Annotated in this window: 23 protein-coding genes and 1 other RNA gene; 11 read left to right on the forward strand and 13 right to left on the reverse strand. The window is 39.0% G+C overall.

Annotated features, from left to right (window positions below; translation table 11 throughout):
• Positions 1 to 18: 18 nt before the first annotated feature.
• The 6 genes from QUE09_RS06140 to rsmE are packed head-to-tail and all read right to left on the reverse strand — an operon-like array spanning position 19 to position 3,788.
• Positions 19 to 384, reverse strand: coding sequence for a hypothetical protein (locus QUE09_RS06140; RefSeq protein WP_286235321.1), 366 nt, complete (start codon positions 382 to 384; stop codon positions 19 to 21).
• A 30-nt stretch (positions 385 to 414) separates the two neighbouring features.
• Positions 415 to 1,059 (reverse strand): oxidoreductase, encoded by a 645-nt coding sequence (locus QUE09_RS06145; RefSeq protein WP_286235322.1) that lies wholly within the window; start codon positions 1,057 to 1,059, stop codon positions 415 to 417.
• Between the two features lie 2 nt (positions 1,060 to 1,061).
• The gene (gene ruvX / locus QUE09_RS06150; protein ID WP_286235323.1) at positions 1,062 to 1,496 is read right to left on the reverse strand and encodes a Holliday junction resolvase RuvX; all 435 of its coding nucleotides are present in this window, start codon (positions 1,494 to 1,496) and stop codon (positions 1,062 to 1,064) included.
• Positions 1,496 to 2,053, reverse strand: coding sequence for a YqgE/AlgH family protein (locus QUE09_RS06155; RefSeq protein ID WP_286235324.1), 558 nt, complete (start codon positions 2,051 to 2,053; stop codon positions 1,496 to 1,498). The genes ruvX and QUE09_RS06155 overlap by 1 nt, the downstream gene beginning before the upstream one ends.
• Before the next feature lie 17 nt (positions 2,054 to 2,070).
• Positions 2,071 to 3,024: a glutathione synthase gene (gene gshB / locus QUE09_RS06160; RefSeq protein ID WP_286235325.1), complete on the reverse strand. Its 954-nt coding sequence runs from the start codon at positions 3,022 to 3,024 to the stop codon at positions 2,071 to 2,073.
• A 17-nt stretch (positions 3,025 to 3,041) separates the two neighbouring features.
• Complete coding sequence (rsmE, locus tag QUE09_RS06165) at positions 3,042 to 3,788, reverse strand: 16S rRNA (uracil(1498)-N(3))-methyltransferase (RefSeq protein WP_286235326.1); 747 nt, start codon at positions 3,786 to 3,788, stop codon at positions 3,042 to 3,044.
• A gap of 281 nt (positions 3,789 to 4,069) precedes the next feature.
• On the opposite strand from rsmE, the gene trhO reads away from it, so the two are divergent.
• A complete protein-coding gene (gene trhO / locus QUE09_RS06170; RefSeq protein ID WP_286235327.1) occupies positions 4,070 to 5,047 on the forward strand; it encodes an oxygen-dependent tRNA uridine(34) hydroxylase TrhO in 978 nt (325 codons plus the stop codon).
• A 75-nt stretch (positions 5,048 to 5,122) separates the two neighbouring features.
• Here the strand turns inward: trhO and metK are convergent, their stop codons facing one another.
• The 4 genes from metK to QUE09_RS06190 all read right to left on the reverse strand — a co-directional run bounded on the left by metK (position 5,123) and on the right by QUE09_RS06190 (position 8,132).
• Positions 5,123 to 6,310: a methionine adenosyltransferase gene (metK, locus tag QUE09_RS06175; protein WP_286235328.1), complete on the reverse strand. Its 1,188-nt coding sequence runs from the start codon at positions 6,308 to 6,310 to the stop codon at positions 5,123 to 5,125.
• A 122-nt stretch (positions 6,311 to 6,432) separates the two neighbouring features.
• Positions 6,433 to 7,230: a glutamate racemase gene (murI, locus tag QUE09_RS06180; RefSeq protein ID WP_286235329.1), complete on the reverse strand. Its 798-nt coding sequence runs from the start codon at positions 7,228 to 7,230 to the stop codon at positions 6,433 to 6,435.
• An 85-nt stretch (positions 7,231 to 7,315) separates the two neighbouring features.
• A non-coding RNA gene (gene ssrS / locus QUE09_RS06185) (6S RNA) lies at positions 7,316 to 7,497 on the reverse strand.
• A gap of 326 nt (positions 7,498 to 7,823) precedes the next feature.
• Entirely contained in the window at positions 7,824 to 8,132 is a 309-nt protein-coding gene (locus tag QUE09_RS06190) for a cell division protein ZapA (protein ID WP_286235330.1), read from the reverse strand.
• Positions 8,133 to 8,426: 294 nt separating this feature from the next.
• Here QUE09_RS06190 and QUE09_RS06195 point away from each other — a divergent pair, with 294 nt between their 5' ends.
• Genes QUE09_RS06195 through QUE09_RS06210 form a run of 4 tightly spaced genes read left to right on the forward strand, consistent with a single transcriptional unit; the run spans position 8,427 to position 12,889 of the window.
• Positions 8,427 to 8,996, forward strand: a complete 570-nt coding sequence (locus QUE09_RS06195) for a UPF0149 family protein (RefSeq protein ID WP_286235331.1) — start codon at positions 8,427 to 8,429, stop codon at positions 8,994 to 8,996.
• 2 nt (positions 8,997 to 8,998) lie between these two features.
• Positions 8,999 to 10,342, forward strand: a complete 1,344-nt coding sequence (gene pepP / locus QUE09_RS06200; protein WP_286235332.1) for a Xaa-Pro aminopeptidase — start codon at positions 8,999 to 9,001, stop codon at positions 10,340 to 10,342.
• A 51-nt stretch (positions 10,343 to 10,393) separates the two neighbouring features.
• Complete coding sequence (gene ubiH, locus QUE09_RS06205) at positions 10,394 to 11,623, forward strand: 2-octaprenyl-6-methoxyphenyl hydroxylase (protein WP_286235333.1); 1,230 nt, start codon at positions 10,394 to 10,396, stop codon at positions 11,621 to 11,623.
• Between the two features lie 48 nt (positions 11,624 to 11,671).
• Entirely contained in the window at positions 11,672 to 12,889 is a 1,218-nt protein-coding gene (locus tag QUE09_RS06210) for an FAD-dependent monooxygenase (protein ID WP_286235334.1), read from the forward strand.
• A gap of 31 nt (positions 12,890 to 12,920) precedes the next feature.
• Here the strand turns inward: QUE09_RS06210 and QUE09_RS06215 are convergent, their stop codons facing one another.
• Positions 12,921 to 13,442 carry a hypothetical protein gene (locus QUE09_RS06215; protein ID WP_286235335.1) on the reverse strand — a complete coding sequence of 174 codons (522 nt, stop codon included), beginning with the start codon at positions 13,440 to 13,442 and terminating at the stop codon, positions 12,921 to 12,923.
• A 324-nt stretch (positions 13,443 to 13,766) separates the two neighbouring features.
• Here QUE09_RS06215 and gcvT point away from each other — a divergent pair, with 324 nt between their 5' ends.
• The 6 genes from gcvT to QUE09_RS06245 all read left to right on the forward strand — a co-directional run bounded on the left by gcvT (position 13,767) and on the right by QUE09_RS06245 (position 21,511).
• Positions 13,767 to 14,858: a glycine cleavage system aminomethyltransferase GcvT gene (gene gcvT / locus QUE09_RS06220; RefSeq protein ID WP_286235336.1), complete on the forward strand. Its 1,092-nt coding sequence runs from the start codon at positions 13,767 to 13,769 to the stop codon at positions 14,856 to 14,858.
• 81 nt (positions 14,859 to 14,939) lie between these two features.
• Positions 14,940 to 15,329, forward strand: a complete 390-nt coding sequence (gene gcvH, locus QUE09_RS06225) for a glycine cleavage system protein GcvH (RefSeq protein WP_286235337.1) — start codon at positions 14,940 to 14,942, stop codon at positions 15,327 to 15,329.
• A gap of 264 nt (positions 15,330 to 15,593) precedes the next feature.
• Positions 15,594 to 18,497 (forward strand): aminomethyl-transferring glycine dehydrogenase, encoded by a 2,904-nt coding sequence (gene gcvP, locus QUE09_RS06230; protein WP_286235338.1) that lies wholly within the window; start codon positions 15,594 to 15,596, stop codon positions 18,495 to 18,497.
• A 252-nt stretch (positions 18,498 to 18,749) separates the two neighbouring features.
• The gene (locus QUE09_RS06235) at positions 18,750 to 19,028 is read left to right on the forward strand and encodes a hypothetical protein (RefSeq protein ID WP_286235339.1); all 279 of its coding nucleotides are present in this window, start codon (positions 18,750 to 18,752) and stop codon (positions 19,026 to 19,028) included.
• A gap of 21 nt (positions 19,029 to 19,049) precedes the next feature.
• The gene (locus QUE09_RS06240) at positions 19,050 to 20,780 is read left to right on the forward strand and encodes an N-6 DNA methylase (protein ID WP_286235340.1); all 1,731 of its coding nucleotides are present in this window, start codon (positions 19,050 to 19,052) and stop codon (positions 20,778 to 20,780) included.
• Positions 20,781 to 20,896: 116 nt separating this feature from the next.
• Complete coding sequence (locus QUE09_RS06245) at positions 20,897 to 21,511, forward strand: type I restriction-modification system subunit M N-terminal domain-containing protein (protein ID WP_434017283.1); 615 nt, start codon at positions 20,897 to 20,899, stop codon at positions 21,509 to 21,511.
• A 13-nt stretch (positions 21,512 to 21,524) separates the two neighbouring features.
• On the opposite strand, the gene QUE09_RS06250 is transcribed toward QUE09_RS06245, so the two are convergent.
• On the reverse strand, positions 21,525 to 22,643 hold the full coding sequence (locus QUE09_RS06250) for an SH3 domain-containing protein (RefSeq protein WP_286235341.1): 1,119 nt from the start codon (positions 22,641 to 22,643) through the stop codon (positions 21,525 to 21,527).
• Positions 22,636 to 23,448 carry a M48 family metallopeptidase gene (locus tag QUE09_RS06255; RefSeq protein WP_286235342.1) on the reverse strand — a complete coding sequence of 271 codons (813 nt, stop codon included), beginning with the start codon at positions 23,446 to 23,448 and terminating at the stop codon, positions 22,636 to 22,638. Before QUE09_RS06255 ends, QUE09_RS06250 begins: the two co-directional genes overlap by 8 nt.

The following is a 23,448-nucleotide window of genomic DNA, read 5'->3' on the forward strand; positions in this document are numbered from 1 at the left end:
GATCTTTATCAGCGCTTTTTAACTATTTTGCCAAACTAAAAGTACACTCCAACTAAACGCCGCGATTAATGCTAAAAGGTAACTAAGCCAGTTTTTCTCAGAGTTATCATTATTGTTCTTAAACACCACATTGAGCGCTAACGTCACCATAGGCACAAGTACAAAACCACCATACATGAGGCCGTAGCTGAAAAAGGCTGTTGTCGCTGCGTGTATTGCGTCAGTTAGTGATTCGAAAGGAGCGCTTGAAAAAGGGCCACTTAACCCTCTGATTGGTACGGGATACTTATAGAAAATAACAAATAAAACAGAAATGAGGTAACTTAACAGCAATGATAAGGCTATTTGTTTCACCGTATTACGTACTGAGTTTTGATTTTTCATGTTAATACCCCTATTTCATTATCCATTGACTTAGGTATTAAATAACTCATCCAGTGAGTATATTTCACACTGTTCACCTTGTTGTTTACTTAGTGATATCATTTTCTTCGCGACTTGAGCACCTTCAATAGGGCGGTAGCGTTTTAGAAAAGGCAGCTTACATATAATGGGTAAAAGATAACTGCTAAGCACCTCGCCAAGCCTAAATTGATTCCGTTCACCGAGCAATAATGAAGGTTGTAAAATACTTATCCGCTGAAAACTTAACGGTTTAACCATATTTTCTAATTCACCTTTCATTTTGAAATAAGCGCTGTTGGCGTTTTTATTTGCACCACTCGACGATACTAACACATAGTGCGCTACGCCATTTTTTGCAGCCATTTTCGCTGCTTGATATTGGTAGCCAACATCAACAATTCGCTGGTTTTCTATTGAGCCTGCTTGTTTTTTGGTAGTGCCTAAACAAGAAAAGAGTACATTACCGTTAAATTGTGCTGAGTAGCTTGGTAGTTTATTGAAATCAACGACATGATTAACGATTTTTTTACTGTTATATTGTATAGGTTTACGTGTGATTGCGACGACCTTGCTAAATGTAGGGTCTGTTAATAATTGATTAAGCAAGTGTTGACCAATTAAGCCTGTGGCACCAATAACAATGGCTGTTTTCATTGCTATTCGCCGTATGTACTTTCAAAGTAGCTTTCAACAATTAAACGGGCAGATTCAGCGTCAATATTATCTTTCGATAAATTTCGGTAACCACCATGGTCAAATAAGTGCTGTTTAGCATCAGCGGTTGTTAACCGTTCATCGACAAATTCAATCGGTGTTTTATAATCGTGTGCTAAGCGATTACCAAATTTTTTTGCGTCAAAGGTAACCTGTTGAGGCGTACCATCCATGTTAAGTGGCAGTCCAACTACGATTAAGTCAGGTTGCCACTCGTCGAAATAGCTTTTTAGTTGTTGCTGATTAGGAATACCGTTTTTAGCTTTTACAGAGCCTAACGGAGTGGCAGTGCCGGTAATTGCTTGACCAACTGCGACACCAATATATTTCTTACCAAAGTCAAAGCCGAGTATGGTTTTATGTGTATTGGCTGTCACTATGCGTGCCCTATATCGCTAGATAGGTGCGCGATATTGATGCCGAGTTTCTCGGTTGCTTTATGCCAACGTTGTTCGATAGGGGTATTAAATAATATATCGCTATCTGCTGGCGTGGTTAACCAAGAGTTGGCTTTTATCTCTTGCTCTAATTGTCCAGGGCCCCAGCCTGCATAACCTAAGGTTACCATGTACTTTTCTGGGGCACTGTCACTACCAAGTGCTTGTAAAATATCTTTTGAGGTGGTGATCATCACATCATCACTAAGGGCAAGAGAGCTATTCCAACCAGTCTGCGGGCTATGCAAGACAAATCCGCGATCTGGAGAAACAGGCCCTCCTGTTAGTACCTGTTGGGCAAGCTCTGGTAGCTTGCTATTACCGTCTTCTTCAAGCTGTGCTAGTAACTCATTTAAGGTAATGTTAATGGGTAAGTTAATGATCAGCCCCATGGCACCATCATCATTATGTTCGCAAATATACGTCACCGTTTTATTAAAATACGGGTCGTTTAAACTTGGCATAGCAATTAATAAATGGTTTTCTAAGCTGTCCACAGGGTTACCTTTTTACGTTAGTTCTGTTCAATTAATGCTTCAATGGCGTCCATTAATTTACCACTGATATTAATAGGATATGCGGCTTCAATCTCGCGAATACAAGTTGGACTTGTTACATTTATTTCAGTGACTTTATCACCTATCACGTCTAATCCTACAAAGTATAGACCACGCTTTTTCAACTCAGGTGCTATTGTTTCAGCAATGAGTTTGTCACTTGCCGATAACGGTCGAGCTTCACCTGTACCCCCAGCTGCTAGATTACCACGCGTTTCCCCCTGCGCAGGAATACGAGCAAGACAATAGGGCATTGGTTCGCCATTTACGATGAGAATGCGTTTATCACCATCCTTTATTTCTGGCATGTACTCTTGGATCATCGCGTATTGATTGCCATGATTGGTTAAAGTCTCGATAATCACGCCGACATTAGCTTCATTTTCTTTCATACGAAATATAGATGATCCACCCATACCATCAAGCGGTTTCACAATAACGTCTTTTTCTTGTTGATGAAAGTCGCGAATTTGTTGGCTGTTGCGTGTTACTAATGTTTTGGCTGTTAATTCAGGGAACCAAGCGGTAAAGAGCTTTTCGTTACAATCACGCAGACTTTGTGGCTTATTTACAATTAACGTGCCGTTTTGCTCTGCACGTTCAAGCATGTAAGTTGCATAAATATACTCTGTATCAAATGGTGGATCTTTACGCATAATTACTGCGTCTAGTTCGGTAAGAGGGATATCTTGCGGATCTTCAAGTTCATACCAATGCTCGCTATTGTCAAATACGGTCACTTTTTTCGCAAACGCACGGCACTCTCCTTGAATAAGGTATAGGTCGTTCATCTCGATATAGTAGATTTCATAGCCTCTTGACTGGGCTTCAAACATCATCGCCATGGACGAATCTTTGTGTACCTTTACCTGAGATATAGGGTCCATTACGACGCCTAGTTTAATAGTCATGGTATATTCCTGTTAACTTATTTGATATCGCCGAGGCGACATTGTAGCGCGGTAATTGCAGTAAGCGCTGCCGTTTCTGTTCTTAATACTCTAGGACCGAGCAATACATCATTAAATTCTTGCGTTCGTGCTTCGGCGATCTCATCGTCACTTAATCCGCCTTCTGGGCCAATTAATAAGCGAATACGGGTGTGAGATAAGGGTAATTGCATTATTGATTGGTCTGCTTTTGGATGCAGGTTTAGTTTTAAAGCGGAAGTGGGTTGTTGTAACCACTCATTAAGCGATATTGCAGGTTTTACTTCTGGTACTGTGCATCGGCCACTTTGTTCACATGCGCTAATAACTATTTTTTGCCATTGGTCACATTTTTTTTGCAATCGTTCGCCTTGTAACTTTACGCCACAGCGTTCAGTGAAAAGTGGGGTAATGGCATTTACACCAAGCTCTACTGATTTTTGTAAAGTAAAATCCATTCTTTCACCGCGAGAAATGCCCTGACCTAAATGAATATTCAAAGGCGATTCATTCGTTACTGGCGTATAATCGCCAATAATTGCATTTGCCGACTTTTTACTGACCTCTGATAAAACTGCTTGGTACTCGCCGTAACTATCATCTTGTAATTGCCCATTAAATAGGGTGATAGCATCACCACTTTTTAAGCGTAATACTCGAATCACATGGCCAAATGCATCGTTTGATAACGTGACTGTTTCACCGCTAGACAATGGTTGATTCTCGAATATTCTTGGATTGCGCATGTGCTATTTCTATCGTTTATTCAATAATGCCAAGATAGGGGCTAACGATAGCTTTTTCAATAAGGTCAACGAATTAATTCATTTTTATAAGCGTGCTGTGTTGCTGTTTGTTTTACAAGCTAATAGCAAAAAACCTACAACTGATAGCAAAGCATGAAGTTTTAAAAAATATTTGTTAGAATGCGCGCCGTTAACAGCTGTACTGTGCTATCAGGCAGCAATATTTAGCCCAATTAGTGCCAGATTTGCGTTCTGGTCAAACTTATATAGGTAAATGTTTTATGCAAAATATTACTGTGTGCGCTTTATACAAATTTGTGCGCCTTGAAAATTTTGAAGCGATAAAGCAACCATTACTTGATGTGATGATTGCGCAAGACGTTAAAGGCACCTTGTTAATTGCCAATGAAGGCATAAATGGTACTATCGCCGGTCCACAGCAAGGTATTGATACGATTTTAGATTTCTTGGCGCAAGATGAGAGATTAGGTCGAGTTGATCATAAATTTTCATATGCTGATGAAAACCCTTTCCAGCGTTCTAAAGTAAAGTTAAAGAAAGAAATTGTTACCATGGGCGTAGAAGGCATAGATCCAACATTAACTGTGGGTACCTATGTAAAACCTGATGAGTGGAATGCATTGATTTCAGATCCAGAAGTATTGCTCATTGATACACGCAACGACTATGAAGTAGAAATTGGTACGTTTGAAAATGCGATCAACCCCAATACTGAAACCTTTCGCGAATTTCCAGATTATGTTGAAAAGCATTTAGATAAAAGCAAACACAAGAAAGTCGCAATGTTTTGTACTGGTGGCATTCGTTGTGAAAAATCTACCGCATACCTTAAAGAGCAAGGCTTTGATGACGTATACCATTTAGAAGGTGGTATTTTAAAATATTTAGAAGAAGTACCAGAAGAAAACTCAATGTGGAAAGGTGATTGTTTTGTTTTTGATGGTCGTGTAGCCGTTACACATGGCTTAGAGCAAGGACAATATGATCAATGTTTTGCATGCCGTTATCCTATTACAAAAGAAGATATGGAAAGCGAACATTATATTAAAGGAGTTAGCTGTCCGAAGTGTATTGGTAAATATACAGCAGAACAACGGGAACGATTTGCAGAGCGTGAAAAGCAAATTAATTTAGCGAAAGCACGCGGCGAAGCACATATTGGTGGCGATATTAAAGACGTAATAGAACAACGTCGCCAAGAAAAACTTGCAGCTAAAAAAGCGCAAGCCTCAAAGTAAATTAAACACATAAAAAGGGTCAGGTACAATTATTTAATCAAATAATTGTACCTGACCCTTTTTATTCTTTTTAGGTTATAGACCTGCGGCTGCTTTTAGTGCTTCCGCTTTATCTGTTTTCTCCCATGTAAATGCAGTGAAGGTTTCGCCATCAACTGTCATTTCATAGGGTTCACGACCAAAGTGACCATATGCTGCGGTTTGTTGGTACATTGGATGCAATAGATCTAACATCTTGGTAATACCATATGGACGCAGATCAAAATGTTCACGTACCAGTTTGATTAACGTTTCTTCAGACACTTTACCCGTGCCAAACGTTTCGATCGAGATAGAAGTAGGCTCTGCAACACCAATGGCATATGAAACCTGAATTTCACAACGATCAGCAAGACCTGCAGCGACAATGTTTTTCGCAACATAACGGCCTGCATATGCGGCGCTACGATCTACCTTTGATGGATCTTTACCTGAGAATGCGCCGCCACCATGACGTGCCATACCGCCATAGGTATCAACAATGATTTTGCGGCCAGTTAAACCACAATCACCCACTGGGCCACCAATAACAAACCGGCCTGTTGGGTTAATAAAATATTTAGTTTCTTCCGTTAACCATTGAGCAGGTAACACTGCTTTAATGATGTTTTCCATGACTGCTTCATGCAAGTCTTCTTGAGAAATTTCAGGGTTGTGTTGTGTAGACAATACAACAGCATCAATTGCGATAGGCTGGTCATTTTCATAGACAAAAGTCACTTGAGATTTCGCATCAGGTCTTAGCCACGGTAATACACCAGATTTTCTTAATTCAGCTTGGCGCTCAACTAAGCGATGAGAGTAATATAATGGAGCAGGCATTAATGTTTCAGTTTCATTTGTGGCATAGCCAAACATTAAGCCCTGATCACCAGCACCTTGGTCTTCTGGTTTAACACGATCTACACCTTGGGCAATCTCACTTGATTGTTGGCCGATAAGATTCATTATGCCGCACGTTTCACCGTCAAAACCAACATCAGAAGATGTATAGCCAATGTCACAGATAACTTTACGGGTTAGGTCTTCTAAGTCAACCCAAGCAGACGTTGATATTTCGCCAGAAATGATGGCAACACCAGTTTTAACCATGGTTTCACACGCAACGCGTGCATGTTTATCTTTGGCAATGATTGCATCTAATACGGCATCTGAAATTTGGTCAGCAATTTTATCTGGATGCCCCTCTGAAACAGACTCTGACGTAAAATAATGTCTAGACATAAACCCTCAACAATTCAATTAATGGACAATCGTGTCAACGAATAACGCGCATTATAAACCTAGTAAAAATTATTTTCTACCTTTTTACGCCTAGACGTCTAAATGGCTTTTACTAAGTCTTTTTATAAAGTATTAAAGTGTAGTTGAGTTCGCCAAAAGGCGGAGATAAATTGATCATGTTGCCGACAGGGTTGGCTACTATAAAACAAATATTGCCCCTGCGAATTTGAAGTATTTAATATTTTGTGTGCTTTAAGCTGCCGCATTAATTCGTCAGTTACAGGCTGAGCCGTTTCGACTAACGTAACGTTTTCGCCAACTATTTTCTTTATTTGGTCACTTACAAAAGGGTAATGTGTACAACCTAAAACGAGGTGATCAATCCCTTTAGCTAATAAAGGCGAGAGTAGTTGCGTTAATAATTGAAAGCATTCTTGGCTATTTTGCTGGCCGGTTTCAATCATATTTACTAAACCAGGGCAGGGTTGCACAAATATCTCAGCGTTATTTTTATGGGCATTAACTAAAGATAAAAATCGCGGGTTATTTGCCGTCGCACTGGTAACAAGTACGCCAACTTTATTAATCGTACTGTATTGAACTGCCGGTTTTATTGCGGGCTCAACACCTATAATGGGAATTGTTAATTGTGCTCTTAGTTGATCAATTGCATTAACTGTGGCGGTATTGCAGGCGACAACTATCGCTTTACATTGCCTTGTGATAAACCAATGCGCAATGTTATTTACACGAGAAATAATCGTCTCTAACGATTGATCACCATAAGGGGCAAACTTAGCGTCGGCTACATAGAGTAAGTTTTCACTGGGCAGTTGTTCGGTAATGCATTTTGCGATTGATAAACCGCCAACGCCAGAATCGAAGATACCAATAGGTGAATTATTTGATTGAGTCTGCAATGTATAAACACTTAAAACAATGACTAACTGTGCTGTTATAGGGACATTTGTTGAAAATGTAAAGGTGTTATAGAGATAGTGGGTTAAGACTTCCAGAATGCAGTGGCCAACTTTAGTCCTGAACACCGTGTGTTCAGGGCGGGAATCGTGCATTATCCGTAGGCTTCCCAATACGCGTTGGGCTTGCACAATAGATACTACTTAACTCCCTAAGGTAAAACTTATCGGCTCAGGGACATAGTTCACACACTAACACCCCAGAAGACTTAAGCCTTAGTATAGCGAAAATAGCCAATAGCTTTAAGTTTTTTCGAAGAGAATTGGTTTAACTGGTTAGTCATTGAGCTAACCGCTTATCAGTTAAGCAGTTTCTAATTTATTTGCGGTGGTTGTAATTTATTTTTTTGTTTATTTGGCGAAGTGTTCGCGAAATTTACGTCTGATGTATCACTCTTAACTGTCGCTAATGATTTGCTGGTTTGAGGTAAAGAAGAGAAAGTTGTAATTAAAGTGACTAAAGATATTATAATGGCGATAATGAGCAACAATACTAGCGCTGTTCTTATATACATATCCTTTGCATTGTGTTTTGACTAAGCTTGCTTTTCTTGTCGATGAACGGCTTGTTCAATGGTTTGTTGTAATAAATCTATTTTACTTTCTAATTGTTGTTTTTCAGCGTTGAATGCTTGTTGTTGTGTAAGATAGTCATTCGCTAAATTTAAAGCTGTCATCAACATGGCCTGTTCAGGTGTTTTAATCGCTTTTACTTTACCGTTATTAGCCTCTAAACGACTATTTAACTCTTTTGCAGCCTGCAATAACGCAGACTCTTGGCCTTGAGGACAAGCAATCTTTAAGCGGCGTCCTGCCACTTCAATGGTGACGTTATGTTGGCTCATTGAAAGTACTTCTATAATAAATGTCAGTAAAATTAGCTAGTTGATTGTTTAATAAACAAATTATACAACAACGTAATTGCAAACTATAACGGTCGCCGATCTGAGATGCAAGCAGTTATCTGCGCTTTATTACATTAAGTTTATAAAAATGTAACATCGATAGCGTATGCGTAATTTGTTGTTGAACGTTGATATTCTAACAGATAAAAACATCGCACAATCGAGCGGGATTGCTAGCTAACAAATGATTGCGATGTTACGATAATATACAGTTATATTTGGAAGTTTTATTATATGTCATTAAATAATTCTATGGACTTTGCTAGCACGCAAGCCACCATTACCGCGGAAAGTGCGGAGTTACATGCATCTGAGTTGCATGGTATGTTAACGGGCCTGATTTGTGGTGGCTACACGTTTGAAGGTAATGACTACACCGCTTTAGTGGAAGATATGTACAACAATGGTGAAACGTTACCTGGTGCAGTGCGTATTACCTTAAAGCTATTGTTTAGTCATGTTTGGCAGTGTTTACTTGATGACTCATACGGATTCACACCGATGCTACCAGATGACGATGATTCGCTCCGTGAGCGCGGTGTTGCGTTAAGTGCGTGGGTGCAAGGGTTTAATCTAGGGTTTGGTTTACAGCAGAAAAGTAATTCAGTGCTATCTGATGACGTAAAAGAAGTCCTTACCGACTTTTCCGAAATTGCTAATTTGTCGGATGATATCGAAGAAGATGAAGCAACTGAACAGGCGTTTTTTGAGATCTCTGAGTATGTTCGCATGTCTGCCTTACTGTGCTTTACTGAATTAGGCACACCACCTGATCCAAAAGAAACATCAGATACTGTGCATTAGTGATGAAACATACCCTTATACCTGTTGAAGAGTTTATTTCTCGCAGAAAAGTTTTTGCTGAACAACTGCCCGATAATGCCGTCGCCATTATTTTTGCTGGCCAAGAAGTAACCCGTAGTAATGATACCGAATACTTATTCTGTCAGAATAAGTCGTTTTATTATCTAACCGGTTTTAACGAACCTGACGCTGTATTAGTTATTGAAAAAAATACGACACGTATTATTTCCACATTATTTTGTTTACCCAAAGACCCTCTTGCAGAGGTGTGGCATGGTAAACGAATAGGGAGTGACAACGCTAAAACTGAGTATGGCTTCGATTACGCGTATAGTCTGGATGAATTAACGCCAGAAATTGAAGGTATTATTGCTAATAAGCAAACTTTATGTTTTTGCCAAGGGCAACACTTAGACAATGATGCACGTGTGTTTTCTTGGTTAGAACTTGTAAAAGTTAAATCTCGGCAGGGTATTAGTGCACCTGTTAATTTTATTAATTGTGCGCCACTGATTGATGAAATGCGTTTAATCAAAAGTGATGCAGAGTTACAAATAATGCGCAAAGTTAATGCGATCAGCGGGCGTGCACATCAGCGAGCAATGGAGGCTACTCAAGCGGGTGTCTTTGAATATCAAATTGAAGCGGAACTCCTACATGAATTTGCGCGTAACGGCGCGCGTTTTGCTGCATATAATTCAATAGTTGCAGGTGGTAACAATGCCAATATTCTTCATTATACGAATAATTGTGATGAGTTACATGATGGTGACTTATTGTTGATTGATGCAGGTGGTGAACTGGCAGGTTATGCGGCTGATATTACACGTACTTTTCCAATTAACGGCAAGTTTTCAGCCCCACAAAAAGCACTTTATCAGCTAGTGCTAGATGCTCAACTTGCGGCGATAGAGGCTATTAAACCTGGCACTAATCTGGCGGCATTAAATGATATTTGCCATAACGTACTTACCGAGGGTTTAATTGCATTAGGTATATTGAAAGGTGAATTTACGCAATTAATTGAAGACAAAGCCTGTAAGCAGTATTTTATTCACGGATTAGGACATTGGTTAGGGCTCGATGTTCATGATGTGGGCGATTATCAAATGGAAAATAAACGTCAAAACCGTACATTTCAACCGGGTATGGTGTTAACTATTGAACCAGGCTTATATATCCCAGCAGATGATCACAGCGTTGAACCGCAATGGCGAGGTATTGGTATTCGTATTGAAGATAATATACTGGTTACTGATCAAGGTCATGAAAACTTAACAAAAAATGCGCCAAAATCTATTGCAGAAATAGAACGTGTAATGCAAAGCGTTGTTGCATCGAAATAAACATGGCAGCGCTCTAATTTAGCGAGCTTTAGTAAAACGACGGATAAAATTGTGGTAAACAATAAACAAAAGTTTGATGTAGTAATTGCAGGTGGAGGCCTTTCTGGTTGTTTGTCTGCCTTAGCGCTTTCCGCACTAAAAACGTCGTCAGGAAAGCCATTGTCTATTGCGATCATTGAAGCAAGTGATGTTAGCCCAAATAAAGCAAACTTAAGTGAAACACCACATTTTGATTCGCGTGTTTTAGCATTGTCTCATGGTAGTGCAAACTATTTATCACAGTTAAACGTATGGCCAAAAATAGCGGCACAGGCGGCAGCTATTGAAACTATTCATATTTCTGATCGGGGACACTATGGTAAGGCGCGTATCTATGCAAATGAACATCACGTTGATGCCTTAGGTTATGTTATAGAAATGGCAACGCTAGGCGATGCACTTGTTCAAGCGTTAGCGAATAAAACCAACATTTGTTGGTTTTCATCGACATCAGTAAAGGCAATTAATTGGCATCCTACAGAAGTTTCAATAACTTTAGCGAATGAACACGAGTTGTCAGCATCGCTTTTGTTAGCGTGTGATGGTGGTCAGTCTATATGTCGCAAGTTTGCTGAAATTGATGCAAATGTTAAGCAATATAATCAATCAGCGGTAATTGCTAATGTTAGATTTAGCAAGCCACATCAACATGTTGCATATGAGCGTTTTACAGAGCATGGGCCTATTGCCATGTTGCCATTGGTTGAACAAGCCACCGATAGCCATAAATGTTCATTAGTGTGGACCACGACACCTGACAACGCACAGAACTTGCAAAAACTGAGTGAACAAGATTTCGCTCAACAGTTAAATGACGCTTTTGGTTATTGGCTAGGTAATGTTGAATACGTTGGGCAACGTGTAAGTTATCCGCTTAGTTTGGTAAAAGCGCAAGAACAAGTGTTTCATCGTATGATACTTGTAGGTAATGCCTCTCATACCATTCACCCGATTGCAGGGCAAGGTTTTAATTTGGGCTTACGTGATGTGAGTGAGTTGGCAGAAATGATTAAATTACAATTGATGCAAGAAGATGATATTGCCAACTTTTCGCAGTTAACGCGATATGCAAAACAAAGATCATACGATCATCAACAAGTGATCAATTTAACTGATTCTCTTGTTACCTTTTTTTCAAATACACACGCACCACTTGTAGTTGGTCGTAATATCGGTGTTAAAGTGCTTAATTACTGTCAAAGCCTTAAAAACATCTTTGTCAATAAAACCATGGGTTATTAATTAAAGCGCTTTCATACATGCAATGTTAGCGGTTATTTTGGAAATATTATGCAAAAGTTTGACGTGTTAATTGTTGGTGGTGGAATGGTCGGTTTAACAACGGCACTTGCGATAAGGCATCAAACAACTTTATCAGTAGCTATTGTTGATACTAATCCCATTACAGAAATTTCAGAGCAACATGATGTACGCGTTAGCGCAATTAATGCGGCCAGCAAGCAATTGTTTGTGCGTTTAGGTGTGTGGGATGAGATTAAAACGCAAAGGCATCAACCATATAATGCGATGCATATTTGGGATAGTGATGGCTTTGGCCATCTTGATTTTAACTTATCTGATATCAACGCACGCGCGCATCAAGGTCAACTTGGCTGGATAATAGAGAACAGCATTATTCGCAATGCACTTTGGCAGCAAGCGCAACGTGATAATGATATTCATTTTTTTACCACTGAAAAATTAACGAATATCGCGCAGGGTGAAAGCGAAGTGTTTGCTATGTTTAGCACGCAACCACCCATTACAGCTAAAATCGTGGTTGGTGCAGACGGCGCAAACTCTTGGGTTCGTGAACAGACCAATATTCCATTAACGTTTCGTGATTATGATCACCATGCCATTGTAGCAACTGTTGAGTGCCAACAGGGACACCAAAATACAGCATGGCAAGTGTTTTTACCTACGGGGCCCTTAGCTTTTTTGCCTTTAGCGAGTGCCGATAACAATGTATGCTCAATCGTTTGGTCAACATCACCAGATGAAGCTAAGCGCCTTATTTCATTAGATGACGCCTCTTTTAATCAAGAGATTTGCTCGGCTACTGATGGAAAGTTTGGGCTGGTGTCTGTAGCAAGTGCTCGTCAGTCATTTCCACTGCGCATGAGGTATGCGCAAGACTTTGTCAAAGAGCGTGTAGTATTAGTAGGAGATGCCGCTCATACTATTCACCCATTGGCAGGACAAGGCGTCAACCTCGGTATACAAGATTCGGCCGCTTTAGCGCAATTATTAGCCGAGAATTCAGAACAGATATATGCAGCAAAGGTGTTAAATCAATATCAACGTTGGCGTAAAAGTGATGCTACAGATATGATTGCAGCGATGGAAGCGATCAAACAAGCGTTTTCGCCACAACAAGCACCCATTAAGTTTGCTCGTGGCATAGGGTTGTCACTAGTGAACAAAATAAAACCTGCAAAAGCGCTTATGATCAAACAAGCACTAGGCATCAAAAACGATTTACCCGATTTATTATTACCGCAGTAAACAACATGTTCTAATATTTAAATCAATAATCTTAGCTTAAACTATCGAGTAAAAGTTTAGATGAACTTTGTTTTATAACGCTTCTAATAAACTCCGGTAAATAGTCGCTTTGTTCAATATAGGCGTCGATATCAAACCTTTCTGATTCTGGAGGTTTAGTAAATTGTACTTCACTTGCGTTTGCGATTTTTTCAATGATATGTTCAGGAATCGCCAAACGCGTAGCTAGCATGATTAAATTTGTTGCACGGTTAGCATGTATATCTCTTAAAAAGAAAATATCGTAAGTAACGCCCGTATCTCGAACCCTTTCGCTATTAATAATATATTCCGCTGCACATATTGCGACAAAGGTAAACTTAGTACGTTTATCTAAGCTTGCGTTTAATTGAATAACCGCGTTGCCATTTTCATCAAATGCGATACGACATAAGTCAGTAAGCTCATTGTTTATTTTCAGTTTTAGCCCTAGCGATTGACAAATTTTTTTTAAATTAATCGTGTCACCTTCTGAAGCGCTTTTGATGAGTTGCTGCGGATTAAATAAATTCAATTTTCTTACTCTAGACGTTTTATCGCTAAATCATGCATTTATCATAGCAGATTTACATAAAATCACGGTAACTGATTTGTTGTGAATTTTAATCAGTACAATTTACTAGACATAGCATCTTGTTGAATTAAATTTTTTTAAATAGTTTTATTTCAAATTTAATATTGAATAGGTTGTCAAAGTGGTTTTTTATTTGAAATCTGAGTGTTTACTTGTTGAATAGCTGTTAAGCGGTCGCTATAATTGCGCGCAAATTTTGATAAAACACCTATGCTAGATTTTAAGCATCTTGGTTACACAACAAGCAACAGTTGGAATAGAAACATGACCAATAAAACGGTATTACATGCCAAGCACATTGAAGCAGGCGCTAAAATGGTTGATTTTTATGGTTGGGAAATGCCAATCAACTATGGTTCGCAAATTGAAGAGCATCACGCAGTGCGCAAAGGCGCGGGTATGTTTGATGTTTCTCATATGACAATTGTTGATATTGAAGGCCAAGATGCAAAAGCATACTTACAGCGATTAGTTATCAATGATGTTGCAAAACTTGAAGAAGCAGGTAAAGCGCTTTATACCGGTATGTGTAACGAAGAAGGTGGTGTTATTGATGACTTGATCATTTATCATTTTTCATCAACAAACTATCGTTTAGTTGTAAACTCAGCAACACGAGAGAAAGATTTAGCGTGGATGACAAAGCAAGCAAGTGGCTTTGATATTACTATTACGGAACGTCCTGAATATGGCATGATTGCTGTTCAAGGCCCAGAAGCGAAAGCAAAAGTAGCATCACTTTTAACGGCAGAACAAAATGCATTGTTAGCCGACATGAAACCATTTTACGGTGTGCAAGTAGGTGAATTATTCATCGCAACTACGGGTTATACAGGTGAAAGTGGTTATGAAATTGTAATACCTGAAGCAGCAACTGCAGATTTTTGGCAGCAACTATTAGTTGCTGGTGTTATTCCTTGCGGTTTAGGTGCTCGTGACACATTACGTTTAGAGGCCGGTATGAATCTATACGGTTTAGATATGGATGAGTCTGTATCGCCATTAGCGGCAAATATGGCTTGGACAATTTCATGGGAGCCAGCCGAACGTGAGTTCATTGGTCGCGATGTTTTAGCTGCGCAACGCGAAGCAGGTGACCAACCTAAACTTGTTGGTTTAGTCATGACAGAAAAAGGTGTTTTACGTACTGGGCTTAAAGTAATCACTGAAGCGGGTGAAGGTGTTATTACTTCGGGAACATTCTCTCCAACGTTGCAACATTCTATCGCGATGGCACGTGTTCCACGCAGTGTAAAAGTAGGTGATGAAGTCGAAGTGGAAATGCGTAAAAAGTTGGTTAAAGTTAAGGTGGTTAAGCCTAGCTTTGTTCGCAACGGTAAGAGCCAGTTGGATTAATTTTTATTCTACTCTATAGTCATTATTGAACAGAGTAGTTACACAGATTTATAACAATACAGACATATTAGGAACAAAAAAATGAGCAACATTCCTTCAGAATTAAAATATGCAACTTCTCATGAGTGGGTACGTAATGAAGGTGACGGCACCGTTACTATTGGTATCACAGAACATGCACAAGAATTATTAGGTGACATGGTATTTGTTGAGTTACCAGAAGTTGGTGAAAACGTTGGCACTGGCGATGATGTTGCAGTAGCGGAGTCAGTAAAAGCTGCTTCTGATATTTATGCTCCAGTGTCTGGTGAAGTTATTGCTGTAAATGAAGAGTTAGAAGACTCTCCTGAGCTTGTTAACTCTGATGCTTTCGGTGACGGTTGGATGTTTAAAATTAAACTTGATGATGCAAGTGAATTAGACAGCCTGCTTGATGCAGAAGGTTATGAGAATTCAATCGACGAAGACTAATATCGTACGTTTGGCATGATTACTTTATTAGCTTAACGCTTATTAAAGTGCCAACTGCTTTCGACATTAATGTAACGTCGACAATCTTGTTTATGTTACATAGCCCACGCTAGGGTTGCCTTCGAAAAAATTGTTTTGTGGGAACATTAGTCCCATTAAAACAATTATTTATATAAAGCCTCTGACTACAGATAAAGTCTGGGGCTTTCTTTTTTAATTACGTTTCTAAACACGTAGTAATTAACTTTTAAGTGAAGCCGTTTTATGACTACTCAATCTCAAAACAACATTACGTTAGAAGATCTAGAACAAACACAAGACTTTATTCGTCGTCACATTGGTCCAGACGAAGCACAAACACAAGCAATGTTAAATGACATTGGTGCGGAATCTGTTGATGCATTAATTGATGAAATTGTGCCTAGCGACATTCGTTTAGCAGATTTACCAGCTATTGAAGAAAGTAAAACGGAAGTTAAAGCCCTTAGTGATTTAAAAGCAGTTGCAAGTAAAAACAAAGTCAACAAAACCTACATTGGTTTAGGTTACTATGGCACGTTAACACCAAACGTTATTTTACGTAATGTGTTAGAAAATCCTGGTTGGTATACCGCTTATACGCCATACCAACCTGAAATTGCACAAGGTCGTTTGGAGTCATTATTAAACTACCAACAAATGTGTTTAGATTTAACTGGTTTAGATTTAGCATCGGCTTCATTACTCGATGAAGGTACGGCTGCAGCAGAAGCTATGGCACTTGCTAAACGTGTATCGAAGAACAAAAAATCAAATGTATTCTTTGTTGCTGAAGAAGTTTACCCACAAACCATAGACGTGGTTAAACAACGTGCAGAAATGTTTGGTTTCGATATTATCGTTGCGCCAGCAGATAACGTTGTAGAACACGACGTATTTGGTGCTCTATTACAATACCCAAGTGCAACCGGTGAAGTGCGTGATATTTCATCATTAATTGCAAGCGTACATGAGAAAAAAGGTATTGTTGCCGTTGCTGCTGATATTATGAGCTTAGTGCTACTTAAAGCCCCTGGAGAATTGGGCGCAGACGTTGTAATTGGCTCAAGCCAACGTTTCGGTGTACCAATGGGGTACGGTGGACCGCATGCCGCATTTTTCACAACCAGTGATAAATACAAACGTTCTATGCCTGGTCGTATTATCGGTGTTTCTAAAGATACACGTGGCAATAATGCATTACGCATGGCAATGCAAACACGTGAGCAACATATTCGCCGCGAAAAAGCGAATTCAAACATTTGTACTGCACAAGTATTACTTGCCAATATGGCCGCTTTTTATGCGGTATATCATGGCCCTAAAGGCTTAAAAACCATTGCAAACCGCATTCATCGTTTTGCTGATATTTTATGCTTAGGAACGGCATCTAAAGGTCTAAAAGCGACTCATGCAAATTACTTTGATACGTTAACATTTAACTTAGCTAACAAAGAAGAAGTTGTTGCACGTGCACTTTCAGCATGCCTTAACCTACGTACAGATATTGCAGGACAAGTAAGCGTTTCAGTTGATGAAACAACAACACGTGAAGATATTGCGGTTCTTTTTGATGTGTTATTAGGCGAAGGTCACGGCTTAGATATTGCGGCACTTGATAAACAAATAATTGATTGTGGTCATACATCTATCCCTACTGAATTAGTGCGCGAGTCAGACATTTTAACGCACCCTGTTTTTAACTCGTATCATAGTGAAACTGAAATGCTTCGCTATATTAAAAAACTAGAAAACAAAGATTTAGCACTAAATCATTCAATGATTTCATTGGGTTCATGCACCATGAAGCTAAATGCAACGGCACAAATGATACCTGTATCATGGCCTGAATTTGCTAATATGCATCCATTTGCACCGGTTGATCAGGCGCAAGGCTACGCTGAAATGATCAATGAGCTTGGTGACTGGTTAGTTGAGTTAACTGGATACGATAACATTTCGATGCAACCAAATTCAGGTGCACAAGGTGAGTATGCGGGTCTTATCGCTATTCATAAGTATCACGAAAGTCGAGGTGACGCACACAGAAATATTTGTTTAATTCCATCATCTGCACATGGTACAAACCCAGCGTCAGCACAAATGGTTGGTATGAAGGTTGTGGTTGTTGACTGTGATAAAAATGGTAATGTTGATATGGCTGATCTGCAAGCGAAAGCTGAAGAAATGCGTGACAACTTATCTTGTATCATGATCACATACCCGTCTACACACGGTGTATATGAAACAACTATCCGTGATATTTGTGATATTGTGCATGAAAACGGTGGTCAAGTGTACTTAGACGGTGCAAATATGAATGCACAAGTAGGTATTACCTCACCTGGTTTTATCGGCGCTGATGTTTCTCACTTAAACTTACACAAAACATTTGCCATTCCACACGGTGGCGGTGGTCCAGGTATGGGGCCAATCGGTGTTAAATCGCATCTTGCACCATTTTTACCGGATCATACTTTAGTAACTGTTGATGAATCAACGAAAGGCAATGGTGCAGTATCAGCAGCGCCTTTTGGTAGCGCAGGTATTTTGTGTATTTCATACCTTTACATAGCAATGCTTGGTAAAAAAGGTGTAACCGATGCGACAAAATACGCAATTACCAATGCTAACTACTTAGCTAAGAAGTTAAGCCAGCACTACCCAATTCTTTATACTGGTGCTAATGGTCGCGTAGCTCATGAATGTATTGTTGATTTACGTCCATTAAAAGAAACGTCTGGTATCACGGAAATGGATGTTGCCAAGCGCTTACAAGATTACGGTTTCCACTCCCCAACAATGTCTTTCCCTGTAGCGGGTACGCTTATGATCGAGCCAACTGAGTCAGAAGCTAAACCTGAATTAGACCGCTTTATTGAAGCAATGGTCTGTATACGTGATGAAGTACGCAAGGTTGAACAAGGTGAATGGACGCTTGAAGATAACCCTCTTCACAATGCGCCACACACATTAGCAGACATTACTGACGCGTCATGGGATAGAGCATATACAACAGCTGAAGCGGTATTTCCTGTTCCAGCGGCAGCAGCTAACAAATTCTGGCCAACGGTAAATCGTATTGATGATGTTTATGGCGACAGAAATTTAATTTGTAGTTGCCCAAGTGTGGATACGTATAAAGACTAAATGATTTTGTTGGCGATCAACAATTAAGTTTGTGAACGCAACAATTAAAAATGTGAATGCAATTAAGATTGTGAACGCATGATTAAGAAAAGGCGAACCAGAGATGGTTCGCTTTTTTGATAGCTATTAAATGGGTACATATCTTAATATCAAAGAAAATAAAATAATAAGTAAAAAATTATAAAAATAATATTGAAATTATTATAGTCTGTCATATACTAATTCCATCGAAACAGTGTGGAGGATTTCAATATGGCTAAAACAAGACATATTCATCAACGAATGAACCAGCGTTCAATTTCACAGCAAATGCTAGAAATTGTGAAAATGTTTGGTGTTGACGATGGTGATAAGACTTACCTGAATAAAAAAGGTATCGATGCAGCACTTTCTGAAATCAACAGCCTTTCTAAGCAAATGCAAAAGATGAAAAGCAGAGGTGGGTTAGTACTTGTTGAGTCGGGTGAAGTTGAAATAACGGCATATGAACTAGACAGCTATGACCGTAAAAAGTCTCACTCAGTACATTAATTACCTATTAGGAAAATTATCGTGAATAAACAAATTTGGTCAGTAATCAATGGGTATCGTGGAAAGCTCTCAGGTAAAGTATTCATTGAAGTCTTCGCAGGTTGTTCGGCTTGGTTGAAGTTATTGAGTGATGGCGAGCTTGATGATGAGCATAAATTTACAGGTGAAGAAACTAAAGAGCAACTAGCAAAAGTTTTAAATGACTGCGTAGATGTTAATTTCACTCAATATCAGTGGGATATAAAAGGAAGTGAGTTAACTGAGCTAGTGACTTCCTTGAAAAAGTTGCTTGATGCAAAGGCTGTTTCTTTTACAGATCTGTCCTGTGCTATAAAAGAGCTTCAAAATGGAGAAGGAAAAGGCGGTTTTTCAGTACCAGACGAACTAGCAGAGCTGGGGTCAAGGCTTATTGGAGAAAACGTTAAGTCAGTATATTGCCCTTTTAGTCGAGGTGTTGACTTTGCAATGCAGTGGCCTAGTTCGGTAGAAAAGTGTGGCGAAAGCTTAGTTGATTTGGATGTGTTTCTATCTGAGGTACATAGTGTATTGCTGAATAATAATTTTCATACAGTTAATATCAACCCTATCTATAGTCCTTATTACTTAGGGGAGGGAGGGCTTAAACAGTTTGATGCTTCAATAGCTATTCCTCCTATGGGGATGAAGCTGAAAAGTGAAGAAATTAGCGACATATGGGGGCGTTTTCCTGAGAAGTCGCTAATGGGTGAAGTATATTTCTTGCGTCACATGCTTGCACAAACTTCAGGTATAGCTGTTTGTTTTGTTGCCAATGGATTTCTATTTAGGACTGCTGCTGGCGAGAAACAATTTAAACAAGAAATGGTTAATAAAAACTGGATTAAAGCAGTAATTGCTCTGCCAAGTAATTTGTTACCACATACAGGGATACCCATCAGCATCTTGGTTATGGATAAAACAAAAACGTCGGAACAAGTTAAGTTTATTGATGGTAGCTCTGATGTTTTTATTGATAAATCGAGCCGTACACGAAATCGCTTAATTAATATCGAAAGAATTATTGAAGCATATAATTCCGTTGAAAGTAGTGACATTTCAGTTAATGCTGTACCACATGATATTTTTGATAACGACTTTAACTTGTCGCCAAGTCGTTATGTATTATCTGACGAAAGTAAAGAAGCTAAAGAATATTTGAGTCAATTCGATACGGTGAAATTAGCTGATTTGGTTGATATTGTGCGTCCACAAGCATTAAAACACACCGAAGACGGTAGTCAGTTCTTCTATGAGTTTAATCTATCTAGCCTTGATGATATTGGTTTTGTACATGGTGAAGGTAAACAGATTATCGTAAGTCAAAATGATATTGCAAAGGCCACTAAGCAAACTATTCAACCTGATGATGTATTGGTTGTCTGTAAAGGTGCTGTAGGTAAAGTGGGTTATGTTGATAGCGATATTGGTGACAATGCAATTGCAAGCCAGGCTTTCTCTGTTCTGCGAATTAAACCGCATATACAGTCAATTAACCCAGAAGCGCTTTACCAATATCTAACATCTAAATATGGTCAACAATTAATATTAGAGTTAGCTACTGGCACTAGTGCAATGATGCTGTCGTCTAAAGACTTAGCGGCGATGCCAATCCCATTGTTTTCTGCGGAAAAGTTAAACCAGATTAAAGAAGTACGGCAACAAATTATTGATACTAACCAGCGAATTGAAAGCTTAAAAAACAAGATTGAAGTGTTGAATAATAGCTGGTTGTAAATATTAGGTTAACCTAAAGAAATTTAACGAATTATTACTTTTGAATTTGTAAAAATTCGTTATGATGAATTATCAAAATAAAGGGATGGAAGTCCTTTATGTTAAAAGAGAATTTTATGGCTACTAAAGCAAAAAAGAAAACCGAAAATAAATCAGTTAAGTCGTTTGAAGAAACCCTATGGGATACCGCTAATAAACTGCGTGGTAGTGTTGAATCATCAGAATACAAGCACGTAGTCCTAAGTCTTATCTTCTTAAAATTTATCAGTGATAAGTTTGAAGACAAACGCCAAGCATTAATCGAAGGTGGTATGGGCGACTTTGTTGAGCAAGTAGAGTTCTACATGCAAGACAACGTGTTCTACTTACCAGAAGAGGCTCGTTGGTCGTTTATTCAAAAGAACATGAAGCAAGACGACATTGCGGTAAAAATTGATACTGCGTTGCACACCGTTGAGAAGAATAACCCATCATTGAAAGGCGCTTTACCTGAAAACTATTTTAGCCGTTTAGGGCTTGTTACAAGCAAGCTTGCTTCACTCATCGATACCATTAATAACATCGACACCGCAGCTAGCGAATGTGAAATGACCGAAGAAGATTTAGTAGGTCGAGTTTACGAATACTTCTTAGGTAAGTTTGCTGCTAACGAAGGTAAAGGCGGTGGAGAGTTCTACATAATGTCATCTTTATTTTTTACTAACGAATGCCACCTTCAAAAAGCTGCTTAAATTGTTACCCGAGTTATTTAAGTTTAAAATAAACCGTGTATCGTCTAGATATCCACCCTTGAATAACATCTTCTCCATCAAAAACTTCAACTTTTAGCCAAACTCGGTTTGATTTATCGACCACTTCTATCAATTCACCTGTGTTTAACTTCATGATAATGTCCGACTTCATTGATGGTTCGGTTCTTAAGTTAACATTGTTTCCAGACACGACTCTTAAACCGCTGAGAACCCCCCGGTCAAACTGCGCTGAGCCACTTCTCACAAATTTTTTAACTTCAGTTGGTCTTTCCATCAACTTCAAAGTTTTAGCAAGTTGTTCCCTTTGGTCGTAAATGTAATTTGATAGTAAGTTAAGAAGAATCGTTAAAAATATGAATTTAAGATAGTAAATTATTTTATTCTGAATAGCTGAAGGCAGTTTTTCGAAATCATCAACTTGAGATATTTCATTGTTTATATCCTCATCTAACTCTTGGATATCGCTGCTAAACTCAGGGTTCTTAAACGCTCTTTCGACTAGTTCATTAAATCGGTTTAAAGGTGAATTGCGAAGATTCGCAATATTTTCAAATGCTTCTAGGTTATAAAGTTGGGATGCATTTTTCGCGCTTTCTATCAGTTGACTATAAGATTCGTTCTGTACGAAAGCCTTCCTCGACAGGCGACTAATTTCATCAAAACGGTTAATTGATCTCATCCACTCGGGTTGTTCAAATGTGTCAAATAAGTGATTGTTATATTCGACAAGACTATTCCATCGTTCGTTATCAAAAGAGGAGTTTAATAAGCCTACGCTTTTGATTAAATTGTCATAGGTTTTTGAACTTTCAAAAGCTAAGCGTGTATGGCGAGTTAGCTCTTCAAATTTATTAATGGTTTTGAGCCAAGCTGGTTGCTCCAAAACCTTAATAAGACTATAACTTTGTTCTGCTAATGTCTTAGCATTTGTGAGCCATTTGGGCTCCTGAATAATTGATGATTGACGAAGCATTTCCATTTCTTGATGCATAGTTGAAATGGTTGCACTTTGATAACCAATGCTGGTTAATAATTCATTTTGCTTTTGTATCCTAGAGATTTCATTCATCAAACTTGGATTAAGAAAACTTTTAAAGTTGTCATCACTCATTCAAATACATCTCCGCCATGTCATCTAATTTGGCTTTTACTTCTTTCCAGTTTGGCATTACTTGGGTTAATAAACGCCAGAAACGTTCGCTGTGGTTGTGTTCGGCAATGTGACAAAGCTCGTGTAGTATCACGTAATCAATGCACTCTTTCGGTGCCTTAACGAGGTGAGGATTTAGCATCAAGTTACCTTTGGTAGAACAGCTTCCCCATTGCTTTTTCATTGCCATCACTCGAAAAGTAGGAGTGCCTGTTACCCAAGTAGCTTTCGGAAGTAGCTCGGCTAGTCGCTCATGAAAAATTGCTTTTGCTTTGTGTTGATACCACTTGTCGATTAGTGGTTTAATTTTCACCAACCGATCATCAATATCTTTACTTACTTCCTGCTTGATTGTTACGTTTAATTTGCCACGGCTTAGCTTTACGTTGGAAACTTGCTCGGCATCATTGATGATCTTTAATACATAACGCTTACCTAAGTAAAACTGCGTTTCGCCACTCACGTAACGCTTGGGTAAAACGGTATCTTTTTGCTTAGCAAACTCATTAATGCTTTGCCAAATCCATCTGGCACGCTTATGCATGGCATCTTGAATAGCATCATCACATGCATCATGTGGCACTGTAGCCACAACACGCTGATCAGGGTGAACCTTAATAATTACTTTGCGTGCTGTTTTTTTAGCATTTTCAGCAGGCTTGGTTTTACGAATAACATCATAGTGAATGGTGTCGTTACCATAGGTAAAAACACCTCGTTCACTGGTTGTTGTTCTGATCTCAGCAGCAGCGGCTTGTCTAGTCAC

Origin of the sequence: Thalassotalea sediminis (assembly GCF_030295915.1) — a bacterium.
Taxonomy (GTDB): domain Bacteria; phylum Pseudomonadota; class Gammaproteobacteria; order Enterobacterales; family Alteromonadaceae; genus Thalassotalea_C; species Thalassotalea_C sediminis.